Consider the following 14,382-nt stretch of genomic DNA (forward strand, 5'->3'; position numbering starts at 1 on the left):
CTCACGCTTTCCCCGGTATCGTTTTGTTGCGGTAATCCATCGGCGTCTCTCCGAAATGTTTCTTGAACGCTCCGCTAAAATAGTGGGGATCGCTATACCCGACCGCGTAAGCGACTTCGTAGCTTTTCATCGAGGTCAGGCTGAGCAGCTCCTTCGCCTTCTCCATCCGCTCGTGCGTAACGAATTCGACGAACGACTTGCCGTTGTGCTGTTTAAAAATGCTGCTGAAATAGCTGCCGCTCATCGAGACGTGCTGGCAGACGGTACGGAGCGACAGCTCCGGGTCCATGTAGTGCCGTTTCACGTAGTCGATCGCCTTGGCCACTTGGCCGAGCGTCTGGTCTTCCCGCTTGCTTCGGATCGCGGCGACCGCCCTCGCGCACGCGGCTTGCATCCACGCTTCGCTCTCGTCCAGCGAGCCGAGGCGGCTGAGTTCCGCGACCGGATCGGTCGACTCCCCGAACGCGCGGGCGCCGTCGTCGTTCATTTCGTACAGCGTGTGCATCATCGTCAGCACGAGCCGCTGCAAGTAGATCGCGCAGACGTGGGCCGGAAACACGTGCTCCCGGAAGACGGCGAACAGCCTTCGCACCCACTCCTCCATTTCCTGCGGAGCGCCCGTTTTCAGCTTCGAGATCAGCTCCGCGTCCCAACTGACCGCGGACAGCAATTCCGGCCGATCCCGGCTCTCCATGTCGGACAACGCGATGATGGCGTCGGCTCCGATCACGTAGCGGTACTCGAGCGCGGATACCGCGGTCCGGTGCGCTTGCGGCGCGTTGTCCGCCAATCGGCATGCCCGGCCGATACCGATCGACAGCTTGATCGGCAAGTACGCCTTCGCCGCGTCCCGAACGTCTTCCGCGAGCTTCGCCGCCGCCTCGTTCAACGTCTGTTCGCCGTCCCCGCACAGCACGGCGACGACGCGGTTTTCCCTGTCCCGAAACGTCGCCGCGCTTTCCAGGTCGCCCGCGAACTCCTGCGCGATATTGTGAAGTCCGAAGCGGACGAGCTCCCTGTCGAACAGCGAGGTCGGCCGTTCGTTCTCCGCTTCCCATTCCCACTTGTCCACGTCGGCCGCCAGCGCGATCAGATGCGAGCCGGTCCAATCGAGGCCGAACGCCTCGAACGACTCCTTGATCTGCCGTTCCGTCATCGGCGACGTGATCAGCCGTTCCAGGAAGCGTTCCTTCAGCAGCGGCAGGCTCTCCATCAATTGCTTCTTCAGCTTCTCGTGGTCATGGGCGTGCCTCTTGCTGGCGTCCAGCTCCGACGCCAGCTTCGTGACGACGGCTTCCAGTTCCGCCGCTGTAATCGGTTTCAAAATATAGTCAACCGCCTGCAGCTTCAACGCCTGCTGGGCGAAGTCGAAATCGTCGTAACCGGTCAGAATGATCACTTTCACGTCCGGGTAATTCGCCGCCAGCTCCCGCGTCAGCTCCAAGCCGTCCATGAACGGCATGCCGATGTCGGTCAACACGACGTCGGGCGTCTCGCGCTTGACGAATTCCAGCGCCTCCAGCCCGTCCTCGCAATCGCCGACGCATTCGAACCCGAGCCGGTTCCAGTCCATCTGTTCCTTGATCGCCTCGCGAACGAGCGCTTCGTCGTCCACGATCAACAGTTTATACACGATAGCCCTCCTCGTTTGTCCGGCATAATTTGTAACCGATTACCCCATTCTTCCCTATGAGTCTAACACATCATTCAAGTAACGGGCATGCCAAACGGCAATCCATTATTCGGTATCCTCATCGTAAGAAGTGCCGCACTGCCTGCCAATGCGAAAATCTACTGAAATAGTCGAAAAATTTACTGCGTTTGACCGGCACGACCGCGAAAAAGCCGCAGGCGCTGTGGCGCCTAGCGGCTTGCATAAAATCGTGGACGAGGAGGATTACTCGCTGAAGGATATGCCGTACGCGTATTCGTTGATGTCGAAATTCCCTTTATCCGAATTCAATATTAATTCCCCATTGATCCGAAGATTGATGAAACGAACGCCTTCCACGACACGTTCGGCGTCAAAGCCGTGTATGCGGTTCGGGTTCGTATTCGCGCCGTTATACGCGATGTTTCGGAACGTAATGTTTTCGATCCGATTGCCTGCCGCCGGATTATAGTCTTTATTCCAAACGACGCGGATATCCAGCAGTTGGCCGAGCTCGAATTCCTCGACCCTGATCGCGTCGTAGGTCACGTTCCGGATCGTATTCTTGTCTCCTGCGTTAATCGACATGGCCCCCCAATAGTTCACTTGAGGCTCATGATGCTCCAGAATATCGATGTTCTCGAACGCGATATCTTCAATGACATCTCCGTCGCGATCATGGTCGCCGTGGATTCCCATATTCAAAGCATGCGCGACATCGGCCCAGAGCACCGAATTGCGTACGCGAACGTGCCGCGTATCGCCTTGATAATCCCCTCGCGAGCCATAAATCGCGATGCAGTCGTCGGAGGTACGCAGGAAGACGTCGTCAATATCGATGTGCGAGCTGGCCATCATGTCGATGCCGTCGCACCATCCGCGCGTGCTGAACGACTTGAAGTTGCGAATGCGGACGTGCTCGGATTTACCGATGTAAATACTGTAATGAGGAGGGTCTAGCGTAATGATGCCTTCGACCGAAATATGTTTGGAAAACCGGATCTGAACGCCGCGCAGATAGGTCGTCTTAAGAAAATCGGACATGTATAGGATCCCTCTGCCCCTAATGACGACATTCTCGACGCGTTCGCACACGAGCGACCCGGCGACGATGGCTCCGCCGGCAATATAAACCGTTGTATTGGACTGTATGCTCAGCACGTTCTCTTCCAAAACGTGTATCCCCGGCGCGAAGTAAATGATTTCCGGGACATTGCCGGATAGCGCGGACGGCTTCTCGGAAAGCCGGGAAATCTCTTCGCTCCGGTGAATGCCCGAATTCAGCAATAGAACATTCGGATCGTAAGGCCACGGAGCATTCTCCTCCATCGGATTGGCGAAAAGATGCAGGTTGTCGAACCGCTCGCCGTTGATCTCGATCGATAGCTTGCGCGGACGATCCAGCGCGAAGAGGATGACGTTGTCGTTCCGATCGAACGGAATGTTCGCCGATAACGGCCGGATGACCGCTTGATTCACCGGCCCGTTGCGGCAGACGATCATCACTTCGACCGTTCCTTCCATATCGAAATAGACCATGGACGTTGGGCGGACTTGATGCATGTCTACCTTCGCTTCATACACGAACAGCTCTTCCCACGAACCTCCGGGCGTACGTACGCTAACCGAAAAGTCTTCCCGGCCGATTGCGCCTATTGGTGCTTTGTATACGACTAAACGATTTATCATGTCCACCTCATTCGTCACTCTTTGACAGAACCGAGAAGCACGCCTTTAATAAAAAACTTCTGCGCAAACGGGTATATAATAATCATCGGAATCGACGCAATGACCATAGCCGCCAGCTGAAGGGTTCGGGCCGTAACGATTCCCTGACCTTGAGCTTTGGAGTAGAGCGCTGCGACAGCGGGATTGTTGGCATTTACGGTGTTAGCCATCTGTTCAACCGCATCAGTCGACTGAACCAGCTTTAAGATCAGATACTGCAGCGTTTGCAAATCGGCGGATTGGGTGAAATAGAGCGTCGCCCCGTAATCGTTCCATACGTTAACAGCCGTGAAGACCGAAAGAGCGGCCAAAACCGGCTTCGATAACGGGATGACAATGCGGAAGAAAATCGTATACTCATTCGCTCCGTCCATTTTCGCCGATTCAAACAGAGCCTCGGGAATCGCCTTGAAATTCGCATTGAAAATAATGACGTTATAAAATCCGAGAAAAAGACCGGGGATGATGTAAACCCAGTAGCTATCATACAACCCGAGCCAATTCATCAACATAAAGGATGGAATCAACCCGCCGTAGAAGTACATGCTCGTAAAGCCTATTGCCGCATACCACATTTTTCCTTTTAAATAAGGACGGGAAAAGGCGTAAGAAAACATCGCCGTATACAGAATAGAGACGACCGTTGCAAGCACAGTCCGCGACCCGCTTATCCAGGCCCCCTGAAGAATCCCTGGGTCCGACAAAACCGTTCGCCAGCTCGCCCATGTAAATTCCCTTGGCCATGCAAATATGGGTCCGCGCATAAGATCGTCGCCTGTATTCAAAGAGTTGACGACCGAAAACCAAAAGGGATACAACGTCAAGAGCATCACAATCAGCATGATGATAACATTCGACGCACTAAAAATGCGGTCTTCCCAACTCCTGCCTCCGACCATTCCGGACGCCTCCTTAAAACAAACCTGATTTTGTCAACTTCTTGGATAGATAGTTGGCTCCAAGCAGCAGCGCCAGCGCAAAGAACGATTTCATCAACCCGATCGCCGTGGCGGAAGCGAATTGGAACTGTTTCAGCCCTGTTTGATAGACATAAGTATCAATAACCTGACTGGATGGGATGTTCAATGTGTTTTGCAGGACGTAAATCTGCGTAAAGTTATTGTTCAGCATGCCGCTCACCGCGAATATGACCAGAATCATCAAGGTTGGCACAATGCCGGGCACCGTGATATGCCACATCCGCTTGAACCGGCCCGCGCCGTCAATGGCGGCAGCCTCATATAAAGACTGGTCGATGCCTGCAATCGCAGCCAAATACAAGATGGCGCCCCAGCCAAGTTCTTTCAAAAAATTTGTCCCGATCGCGATGCCCCAGAAATAATCGGGATCGCCCAAAAATAAAATGGGTTTATCGATCAGGCCCAGCTTCAAGAGCAATAAATTCACAATGCCGCCATCCGGATTGAGCAGCGTAATAAACAATCCGCCAAAGATAACCCAGGACAGAAAGTGCGGCAGGTACGTAACGGTCTGAACAAATGATCTGAACCTGGCATTCCGGATCTCGTTTAACAGCAGGGCGAATAGGACGGTTACCGGAATCCCGATCAGCGACCCCAGCAGATTGATACCAAGCGTATTTTTGACCATGGGCCAAAACTCAAAATGATTGAATATCGTCTTAAAGTTCTCGAAATCGTTCCATTGACTCGTAAAAATGCCTTTGACTCCGGAGAGGGGATCGTAGGCCTTAAATGCCATGAGCAGCCCGTACATAGGGGCAAAATCGAATATAGCAATAAGAAGAACTGCAGGCCAAAGCATGGTCTTAAGCTCAAACTGGGTACGAAAATCATGCCCAAGCTTGTATGATTTTTGTTTCGCCATCATTAGTCCCTCCCTTGGCAAACAATGATAATGCCAAAGTGCAGCATGCGCAGGCACATGCACTTTGGCACTATTCATCGCTCAAATCGTACGATTATGAATTAACGCCTTTAACCGTTACACCCATTTCCTGCGACTTCTTCTGAAGCTCCGCATCTCTTGCCGCATCAAGTTCATCGACCTTCAATGTTTTCAGCTGGGCGACATACTCGTCGTAAAGCTTGTTGAAAGCTGCTTCGTCCTTCGCCAAAAGCATCTTGGAAACCTGAGCTTCCATGTATAGTTTAATTTGTTCTCTTAACGTTACGTTTTTGCCTCCGGCCGCGTAGAAACTTCCAGGCAAATTCAGCACGGAAGAATCATATCTAACGATTTCCGGCGATCTCCCTAAAGCGGTCTTCGCCTCCATTTCGATCAATCCGCCGGCGCCTTCCCTTTTTGTAGGAGCAGGCTGCACATTCTCAAGGAATGCGATATTGGCGAATTGCCAGAAGATATCAAGTCCCGTTTTAGGGCTGTCCTTCTGGTCCTGAATCCCTTTCTCCGTCCTTACAATGAGACCTTTGTCATCTTTCGTGTATTCAACGCCTTCAATGCCAAAGTGGATGAGCGTCATCCCTTCAGGGCTGGTCATAAAGCTGAGCCATTTCGCCAATTTTTCCGGTTCCTTGGTCTCCTTGGAAATAAACGTCTGCATCCAGCCTGCCGCTGGTTCGGACCAGAATGGGAAAACAGGTTTCGTGCCTTGGTTCGATAAGATCGCGCCGGGAGAAACCCAGAAATCAAGCTTGTCAAATTTAGCGTTGGCCAAATTCCCCATGTAAGCGAACACGCGCCCGGACAAGAGGGCTGCTTCCACCGCTGCATTATCCATGGTTAACTGGCCTGCATCGAAGGCTCCGCCATTGGCTGCTTTAAACAAAAATTCAATCGCATGCTTGGTTTCAGGAGCAAGCAGAATATCTCTGAATTTCCCGTCTTTGTCAATCGGCATGGCGCCGAAAGATTTCTGAAGGAATTGGAACGTCTCGCCATGATAGGATTTGCCGGAAACCTGAAGCGGGATGACAGGCTGGCCGTCAACGGCCAGCTTCATATCCTTTACCTTTTTGAAAGCCGCGAGCAAACCATCCTCGGTTTTCAGATCATCAAGCGAAAGACCTGCCTGCTTCAGGATATTCGTGTTAACCACAATACCTTTGTTATCGCCATATTTCGCCGAGTCTTCAAAATAAGCGCTAGACGGCGGGTATTGCTTCCTCAAGTCACCGCTGACCATATGGCTCGGAATGGCATACCAATCGCCATCGCGTTTGACTAGCTCCTTCTTCATATCGGCAGGAAAATCCTTCAGTAGATGGGACTCCGGATCGTATTGCTTAAGGAATTCTTCCAATTTCCAAACCTTACCCGAACTCGCGAGCTTCTGAGACATATCAGGACCTACAGTTGTAATGACATCCGGGAAATTTTTCGACGATGAAACCATCAGCAGACTCAGTTTCGTGTCGCCGTCCTGTGCCGGAATGTTGTAGCTGAAGGTGAGCCCCGTCTTTTTTGTAATTTCGCCCGAAACAGTTCCAGACTCGGTCTTCCATTGCGGCGGGTTCCAGAAACCTGCCGTCGCGAACCACGATAAATCGACCGGCGCCTCGGTTACCGCCGACGGCGTCGCGGATCCAGCCGCCTTTGTCGGTTCGGCACCGCTTTTCGAATTGTTGGCGCCGCAGCCCGATAACACGACAGTCCCCGCCAAAGCCAGAATTGAAAACACTTTCATTTTCATAATAGTTGATCACCCCTGTGTATATTGTTTACTGCTTCTTCATCATAGCCCCCTACCCCGCCGTAACATATGTTTAGCTTTTTCTATTTTGGTGTTGATTTTTGATAGCGATTACATTTTGCGATATTTGCTCGGCGTAATGCCGAACTGTTTTTTGAACAGCTTGTTGAAATGAAAATAATCCCGATATCCCACGCGCTCAACGATCTCGTGAATGGACAACGACGCGTCGAGCAGCAATTCCTTGGCCAAATTCATCCTTTTGTTCATCACGTAATCCGAATAGGTCGTTCCCGTCTCTTTCTTGATCAGAGTGCTTAAATAACCAAGGCTGATGTTGAACTTCTTGGAAAGAACCCCGAGCATAATATCTTCCGTAAAGCTGGAATCGACATATTCGATGATCTTCTTTACGGTGTCGTTGCTAATGTGCAGCTCTTCGCCGGATTGCTGCGAGAAGATGGCTTTCAGCCTCTCGAACAGCTGCCCGATCGAGCCGTAATGGCGAAAGAGCTGATAATAGTTCAAATAGTCGACTTCATGAACCGCATCGCTGTTGCCGTAATATTTGTAGAAGAGCGAGACGATTTGATTATAAATCGCGGAGATTTGGTCGATCGGCATCTGCCTTGCCAGGCATGCCGCGCACAGCTCGTCCAACCCTCCGTTTAATGGCTCCTGCTTTTGTTCTTTTATCGCCAATTCGATTTGCAGGAGCGTCCTTCTAAGCGCCGCGGCATGATCTGCCCCTTTATATTCGATAATCCGGCTTTCGGGTCGGGAGAAAGAACTGCACAAGGCCACATCCGATTCCTGATAGAGCTTGGCTACGGGAGCCGAGTAAACGCCGATGCCGCTGATGCCGATACGATGGGCTTCGGATAGGTGAACCGAAATGAAATCAAGCAACCCGGCGGGATCCTTGTACTCGTCATAATTGATCAAGAAGGAGAGTTTATGCTGACCCGTCCGAAATCGCAAATAACGGATCCCGGAGTTCGCCGCCATGCCCGCTTCGGCATCGGAAACCGACGAATGCTCGAATAGACAACTAATAAACCGGAAGTGCGGATATTCCCATTCCAACCCGCGGCTTGCCAGAAAATTGCGTACCTTCATTTTTTGATCGGGCTCGAAAATATCGAACAAGTCGTCGAGCAGCAGATCGAGTTCTTTATACGCTTGAAGCTTTTCTATGAGCGCCTTTTTTAACCGCAGCAACGTATCCGTCAACTTGTTCTTGTCCACTTGCTTCAACAAGTAATCAAAGGCTCCCAGCCGGAGCGCTTTTTGCGCGTATTCAAACTCCGAATAACCGCTGATCAGAATTACCTTGCACGATAGGTCGTGCTGATGAATGCGCTCCAGCAGCTCGATTCCGTCCAAGCCCGGCATGCGAATATCCGAAATGACGACCTCCGGCTTCTTGTCCATTATCGTTTCCAGCGCCGACAGTCCGTTATAGGCTACTCCGATTACGGTAAAGCCTAAGCTTTCCCAATCGACCAATTCTTTTATTCCGTATGCCACCCAAGGCTCGTCGTCCGCGATTAAAACCGTGTGCATCGTCATAAAACCTCCAATTGTTCCGCATCATGTTGTAAAGGGAAGTTGATCGTGACGGTCGTGCCGAAGCCGGGCCGGCTCTCGATGTTCATGTCGGCCTCGTCTCCGTAGAATAGCTTTATTCTCCTGTAAATATTAGATAATCCGATTCCATGCTTCGCTTCTCTTGAAGTCTGACTCTGACTGTCAAAGTGCCGGAGACGATCGTTCAACTCCTTCAGCTGCTTATCGTCCATCCCGTATCCGTTATCCCGGATGACGTATTGAATTTGATTTTGCGGTGTCTTATGCACCTGGATCCGAACGATGCCGTCATCGATTTTTTTCTCCAAGCCGTGAAAGACGGCATTTTCCACGATCGGCTGAACGAGCATTTTCAAGGCGGTTGCTTCCAGAACATCTTCATCCGCTTCGATGGCGACCCGTATTCGGCCTATAAAGCGATACTCGATGATTTTCGCGTATTCCCCGATGTGGAAAAGCTCGTCCCGGATGTGAACGAAATCGCTCCCTTTGACCGAATACCTGAACATATTGGACAAGGAAGTCGATATGTCGGCGATTTCCTGCACCTTGTAATAAAAAGCGATGGCGCGGATGCATTCCAGCGTGTTGTACAAAAAGTGAGGGTTGATCTGATTTCGGAACGCCGAAATTTCCATTTGCTTCTTCGAAATTTCGATCTCGTATTTTTGCTTCTGCGTCAACTGAATCTCTTTGCCAAGGGTATCGATTTCATCCAGCATCTTGTTCAGATTCGCGGCGAGCACGCCGATTTCGTTAGGGGCGACAACTTGAACGCGGCTCTCCCCGCCCTTTCTAGGATACGATTTCATGAAGTCCATTAACGATCTGATCGGCTTCAAGATGCGCGAGAAAAACAGAATCAGGAATAATCCGAGAATGCAGAACATGACCGCATAGGTCGCAATGTTCAGCCTCTGGACCGTATTCAGTTCCCGAAGGAGCTCGTTCTTCGGAATGGCGCTGATCAGCTTCCAACCGGAATGGGGCAACGATTCCGTCTGCACGATAAATCGTTCGTCTTTGTTCCACTCGTCTATGCTGAACGTACCGGATTGAAGACCGTTTCCTTCATCGGCCATGATTCGATTGTTTTGATCGAGCAGCCACAGACGGGAACTTTCCGTCACCTTGGCGTTTTTCAAGATCTGGTTGAAATTGTTCACATCCATCATAAAAACGCTGGTTCCGCCGTAATCCCAGACCTGCGAGCTTTTCAAATTAAAGATCGGATAGGTGATGGAATAATAGTTGCCCGCGCCGGCGCCATCCGGGATCGCGATCAATCCCGAATAGTATGCCTTTCGGATCGGATAGCGGACCGATTCGCCGGTCTCGACTCCGATGCTGGTGACCGGCATCCCGTCTTTATCGTAAAGCTGAATGCCTTTAATATCATCTTTGAGCGTCATCGTATTGGAAACCATCGAAATGATTTCATCATTCTTCAGGATCTTCGCTAAGGCATCTCCCGAACTCAAGTAGGTTTGGACGGTCGGGCTGTACAGCAAATAGGTCGAGATCCCTTCCATGTCCGAATAGAAGCTGATCATCTTATCCTCAACCTGAAGCAAAATTTTCCCGGACGTATCCGTTACCTTTTTTTCGATAATCCGCTCCGCAATCCGGTTCGACACGACAAAGGAAATCAGAAGAACGGCAAGCATGATGATAATCAGGTAAAGGAATTGAGCGGTAATGCTATGTCTGTTAAATCGACCCATGAATCGATACATGGTTCCCCTCCTTGCCTTTCTATATCTTCATGCGCAGTCTGAGTGTCGCAATCGCTTCCATCATATCATCCAGGTCCGTCGTTCGACAGCCAAATTGTTACATACGACAGTAACAAATATAACCTCCTCTGGAAGCTAAGTTAGGATTGCAAAAAACCGTCAAGCGCTATCGCGCTTGACGGTTTGGCTAGCGGTCCTGCTATTACCACAAATCCTTCACTTCGATTTTCCACACTTGAGACATCTTGTCGGTCACCTTCAACACGCCGTTCGCGTCGTATTCTCCGACGCCGAAGTCGTTGTCGTTCGCGACGAGAATCGTGTTCTTGTTCAGCACCGTCAGCCCTTCGAACTTCTCGAACGGGTAGTTCAGCTTCGTCAGGTCGAGGACGAGTTCCTTCGGCGCCGCGTTGACGTTCAGCGATTTAAGCTGGTCGATGGATGTGCCTTCTAATTCCTTACTGATCTCTTTGCCGAGGATGTTCGTCGCTTTGGACAGGTCGATCTTGTAGACGCGTTTGATTTGCGCGGCGGATCCTTCGTTCTTGTCGCGTTCGTCCACGAGAATGACGTCCGCCGACAGCGCGTGCAAGTCGGAGATGACGACGTCTTTCTGCGACACGTTGACGAAGGATTTCGCGTCTTCCGCGACGTACACGTATTCGCCGACGAATTGTTTCGTCGATAGGTCCATTTTCAAAATGCGCAAGTTGCGGGATGCTTCGCCCGTCGCTTTGTCCGGTACCGCCATCGGGCTTTGGATCGACGCGTACAGAAACTTGCCGTCCGGAGACACCGTGACGCCTTCGAAGCCGCGATTAGCGATGCGTTTCGCGTAGATCGCCGGGATTGTCTCGAAGATCGGGGCTTGCGCGTCCTTCAGCTTTTCCTTGTCGCCCGCAGGCACGTAACGGCCGATGATCGTGCCGTCGCGTTTGATCTGGAGCAAGGATGGCCGGTACTCGTCGCTGATCCAGAACGTGTCGTCGGACGGACTGTACGAGATGCCTTCGAGATCGAGGCCGTCCGGATCGAGCGGCAGTAACGTCTTGCCGGTGTTGTCGTACGATTTCTCGTCCGACGCGATGTTGCTGAAGCCCGTCGTGTCGCGACTTTTCGTGATCGCGTTCGTTTTACCTTCGGGCAGCTTGATCTTGATCGTGTCGAGAATTTTCACTTCGTCGTTCACGAGTTGAACTTTGTAGAAGCGAGGCACGTAATCTTGCGCCGGGAACGTGCGGTTCACGGATTTGTCGATCGTGATCTGTCCGTTCGGACCGCGGTCGGCGATGAGGTAAAAGACGTCGTCCGGATCTCCCGGAAGATGCGTCATGCCGGAGAACCCGCCTTCTTTCAGGCCGAGTCCGAGCGACGGCGCGTTTTTCCAAGTATAGACGCCGGCTTTGATCGGGTATGGCTGCATCGTCAGCGTCTTGGTCGCGTTATCCCAAGTCGACTTCTGCCCGAGCGCGTCTCCGAGCGCCTTCACGGGAACGTACAGGCTGCCGTTGATAATGACCGGCTCCTTGGCCAGCTTCGCTTCCGAGCCGTTCACGATCACTTTCGCTTTGAGCGCGATCGCCTTCAGCGCGTTATCCGCCGCTTGCGTGATCGGCGTCGCGCATGCGACCGCGAGCACGAGCGTCGATGCGACCAAAAACCCTTTTTTGCCTGCCGGTAATTTCAATTCTATCTCTCCCTCGAATGGTAGTTCCTACTATTTACCATGATAGGAGACAAGTATTAACGGAATCTTCGGCGGGCGTAAAGAATTGTCAACGCGAGGGGAGGATAAGGGACGATGCGGTTGGCGGTTGGCGGTTGGCGGATGGCGGTTGGCGGATTGACCGCTCTGCATGTTTCTGACGAGGGGATGATTTAGTACGCCGACAGCGTGCTATTGGGTATCCGCTCGGTCAATTTACTCGTGCAGTACGCCGACAGCGTGCTATTGGGCATCCGGTCGGTCCGTTTACTCGTGCAGTACGCCGACAACGTGTTATTCTCCATCTGTCCCGCCGCCGCATAATGCAAAAGATCCCGCGCCCCGATAAAATCGAGGCGCGGGATTTCCTATCGTGCACGATCACTCCGCCGGAATGACGCCCTTCTTCAAAATCAAATTCGCGTACAACGCGCTTTCGCCCGTCGCGACGATCGCGTAGGCTTTCTTCGCGCGCTCGTAGAACGCGAACCGCTCGACTTCCTCGAACGGCGCCACCAGTCCGGTCCTCGCCGAGACGATGTCCCCGTACGTCGCCCAGATCGGCGTCTCCGTCCTGTCCCCCGGCATGACCTGCATGAGCGCCGCCGGCTTATCGACATATTGATCGAGCGGGAACAGCTTTAGAATCGCGTCCAGCAGCTCGGGAATGCCATGGCCGTCCGAGCGGATCAACCGCTGAGCGTGGCTGGCCGCCGGGAAATTGCCGTCGGCGAGCACGATCTCGTCGCTGTGGCCCATTTCCATCAATATTTTCAGCAGCTCCGGCGAAATCAAACTCGAAATTCCTTTCAGCATCCGTCATGCCTCCTTATCAAGTCCGGCCGAAGCCGAGGAACTTCCTGTACGCGTCCGCCCAGCTCGAATCGGCTTCCGGCTCGTAGACGTCGACCGGGAACGACGCGGCGACGAGTTCCCGCGCTTCCCTTAGATCTTTGCATTCGCCCGTCGCGAGCAACTGCGCCAGCATGTTGCCGATCGCGCTCGCTTCGACCGGACCCGCCCATACGGGCTTGCCGATCGCGTTCGCGGTAAACCGGCACAGCAGCTTGTTCTGAATGCCGCCGCCGACCATATGAAGCCCCGCGTACGTCCGATCCGTCAGCCGCTCCGCTTGCTCGAGCGCTTGCCTGTACCTCAAAGCCAAGCTTTCGACGATGCAGCGCGCGAACTCCGCCTCGTTCCGCGGCGCCGGCTGCCCGGTTTCCTCGCAGAACGCGCTTATTTTATCGGCCATGCCGCCGTGCGCGAAGAACCGCGGATCGTCCGGGTGGATCAAGCTTCGGAACGGCTCCGCGCCTTCGGCCATCGCCGCCAGCTCGCCGAAACCGATCTCGTTCCCCTGTTCGTCCCACTCCCGCTTGCACTCCTGGAGGATCCAGAGGCCCATGATGTTTTTGAGCAACTGGTACGTGCCGCCGACGCCGCCTTCGTTCGAGAAATCGAGCGCCAGCGTCTCGTCGCTCAACAACGGCCCGTCCATCTCCGTGCCTAGTAGCGACCAAGTCCCGCAGACGAGAAACGCGAACGGATCGTCGCCCGCCGGAACGGCCGCCACCGCGGATTCCGTATCGTGCGTGCCGACCGCGACCGCTTGCATGGCCGGAACGCCGAGCTCCGCCATCACTTCAGCCGACAATGGGCCGACGATCGTCCCCGGATGAACGGGATCGAGAAACAAATCGGCCGGAATGCCGAGGCGCCCCATCAGCTCTTTGTTCCACGCTTGTTTGTCCGGGTCGTACAAAGCAGTCGTCGTCGCCATCGAGAACTCGCATGAGCGAATTCCCGTCAGCAAATAAGCGAGCAAATCCGGAGTAAGCAGCAGCGTCCGCGCGATATCGAGCTTCGGCGAACCCGCTTTGCGCATCGCGTACAACTGGTACAACGTGTTGAACGGCATGAACTGGAGGCCGCTTTCCTTGAACAACTTCATCTTGCCCACGAGCGCGTTCACTTCGTCGATGAGCCCTTCCGTCTGCGGATCGCGGTAATGGTACGGATTGCCGATCAGCTCGCCGTTCGCGTCGAGCAAGCCGAAATCGACGCCCCACGTATCGATGCCGAACGTCGCGGGCTCGTAGCCTTGCTGGAAAGCGAAACGAATGCTCTTCTTCATCTCGCGCAACAGCCGTAAAATATCCCAATGAAGGTGGTTGCCGACTTGGACCGCATGGTTCGGAAAGCGATGGATTTCCGTCACTTCCAGCTTGCGCGAGCCGTTCACCCCCGCGATCAGCCGTCCGACGAGCGCCCTGCCGCTGCTGGCCCCCATATCGAACGCCAGCACCGTCGTCTGATTCGCCATGCGCGATGATCC

The 14,382-nt window shown here is 53.2% G+C and carries 11 protein-coding genes; all 11 read right to left on the reverse strand.

The window, feature by feature from the left end; translation table 11 throughout:
• Position 1: 1 nt before the first annotated feature.
• Positions 2-1,633: a response regulator gene (locus ACFPPD_RS04415; RefSeq protein WP_209743502.1), complete on the reverse strand. Its 1,632-nt coding sequence runs from the start codon at positions 1,631-1,633 to the stop codon at positions 2-4.
• Positions 1,634-1,897: 264 nt separating this feature from the next.
• The gene (locus tag ACFPPD_RS04420) at positions 1,898-3,340 is read right to left on the reverse strand and encodes a glycosyl hydrolase family 28 protein (protein WP_378081315.1); all 1,443 of its coding nucleotides are present in this window, start codon (positions 3,338-3,340) and stop codon (positions 1,898-1,900) included.
• A gap of 14 nt (positions 3,341-3,354) precedes the next feature.
• Positions 3,355-4,278 (reverse strand): carbohydrate ABC transporter permease, encoded by a 924-nt coding sequence (locus ACFPPD_RS04425; RefSeq protein ID WP_209743504.1) that lies wholly within the window; start codon positions 4,276-4,278, stop codon positions 3,355-3,357.
• Positions 4,279-4,291: 13 nt separating this feature from the next.
• Entirely contained in the window at positions 4,292-5,227 is a 936-nt protein-coding gene (locus ACFPPD_RS04430) for an ABC transporter permease (RefSeq protein WP_378081317.1), read from the reverse strand.
• A gap of 94 nt (positions 5,228-5,321) precedes the next feature.
• Positions 5,322-7,013 carry an extracellular solute-binding protein gene (locus tag ACFPPD_RS04435; protein WP_209743508.1) on the reverse strand — a complete coding sequence of 564 codons (1,692 nt, stop codon included), beginning with the start codon at positions 7,011-7,013 and terminating at the stop codon, positions 5,322-5,324.
• A 111-nt stretch (positions 7,014-7,124) separates the two neighbouring features.
• On the reverse strand, positions 7,125-8,579 hold the full coding sequence (locus tag ACFPPD_RS04440; protein WP_209743510.1) for a response regulator transcription factor: 1,455 nt from the start codon (positions 8,577-8,579) through the stop codon (positions 7,125-7,127).
• Positions 8,580-8,581: 2 nt separating this feature from the next.
• The gene (locus ACFPPD_RS04445) at positions 8,582-10,339 is read right to left on the reverse strand and encodes a sensor histidine kinase (protein WP_209743512.1); all 1,758 of its coding nucleotides are present in this window, start codon (positions 10,337-10,339) and stop codon (positions 8,582-8,584) included.
• 202 nt (positions 10,340-10,541) lie between these two features.
• Complete coding sequence (locus ACFPPD_RS04450; RefSeq protein WP_209743514.1) at positions 10,542-12,026, reverse strand: esterase-like activity of phytase family protein; 1,485 nt, start codon at positions 12,024-12,026, stop codon at positions 10,542-10,544.
• A 191-nt stretch (positions 12,027-12,217) separates the two neighbouring features.
• A complete protein-coding gene (locus tag ACFPPD_RS04455; protein WP_378081320.1) occupies positions 12,218-12,349 on the reverse strand; it encodes a hypothetical protein in 132 nt (43 codons plus the stop codon).
• Positions 12,350-12,425: 76 nt separating this feature from the next.
• Positions 12,426-12,860 (reverse strand): L-fucose mutarotase, encoded by a 435-nt coding sequence (gene fucU / locus ACFPPD_RS04460; protein ID WP_209743515.1) that lies wholly within the window; start codon positions 12,858-12,860, stop codon positions 12,426-12,428.
• Between the two features lie 16 nt (positions 12,861-12,876).
• Complete coding sequence (locus ACFPPD_RS04465) at positions 12,877-14,370, reverse strand: rhamnulokinase (protein ID WP_209743517.1); 1,494 nt, start codon at positions 14,368-14,370, stop codon at positions 12,877-12,879.
• Between the last annotated feature and the right edge of the window lie 12 nt (positions 14,371-14,382).

Source organism: Cohnella suwonensis, from assembly GCF_042655365.1.
Classification (GTDB): domain Bacteria; phylum Bacillota; class Bacilli; order Paenibacillales; family Paenibacillaceae; genus Cohnella; species Cohnella suwonensis.

Coding starts and splice junctions, on each gene's coding strand:
- ACFPPD_RS04425 (WP_209743504.1), bottom strand. CDS start 4,278: ATGGTCGGAGGCAGGAGTTGGGAAGACCGCATTTTTAGTGCGTCGAAT.
- ACFPPD_RS04445 (WP_209743512.1), bottom strand. CDS start 10,339: ATGTATCGATTCATGGGTCGATTTAACAGACATAGCATTACCGCTCAA.
- ACFPPD_RS04455 (WP_378081320.1), bottom strand. CDS start 12,349: ATGGAGAATAACACGTTGTCGGCGTACTGCACGAGTAAACGGACCGAC.
- ACFPPD_RS04430 (WP_378081317.1), bottom strand. CDS start 5,227: ATGGCGAAACAAAAATCATACAAGCTTGGGCATGATTTTCGTACCCAG.
- fucU (WP_209743515.1), bottom strand. CDS start 12,860: ATGCTGAAAGGAATTTCGAGTTTGATTTCGCCGGAGCTGCTGAAAATA.
- ACFPPD_RS04465 (WP_209743517.1), bottom strand. CDS start 14,370: ATGGCGAATCAGACGACGGTGCTGGCGTTCGATATGGGGGCCAGCAGC.
- ACFPPD_RS04435 (WP_209743508.1), bottom strand. CDS start 7,013: ATGAAAATGAAAGTGTTTTCAATTCTGGCTTTGGCGGGGACTGTCGTG.
- ACFPPD_RS04420 (WP_378081315.1), bottom strand. CDS start 3,340: ATGATAAATCGTTTAGTCGTATACAAAGCACCAATAGGCGCAATCGGC.
- ACFPPD_RS04440 (WP_209743510.1), bottom strand. CDS start 8,579: ATGCACACGGTTTTAATCGCGGACGACGAGCCTTGGGTGGCATACGGA.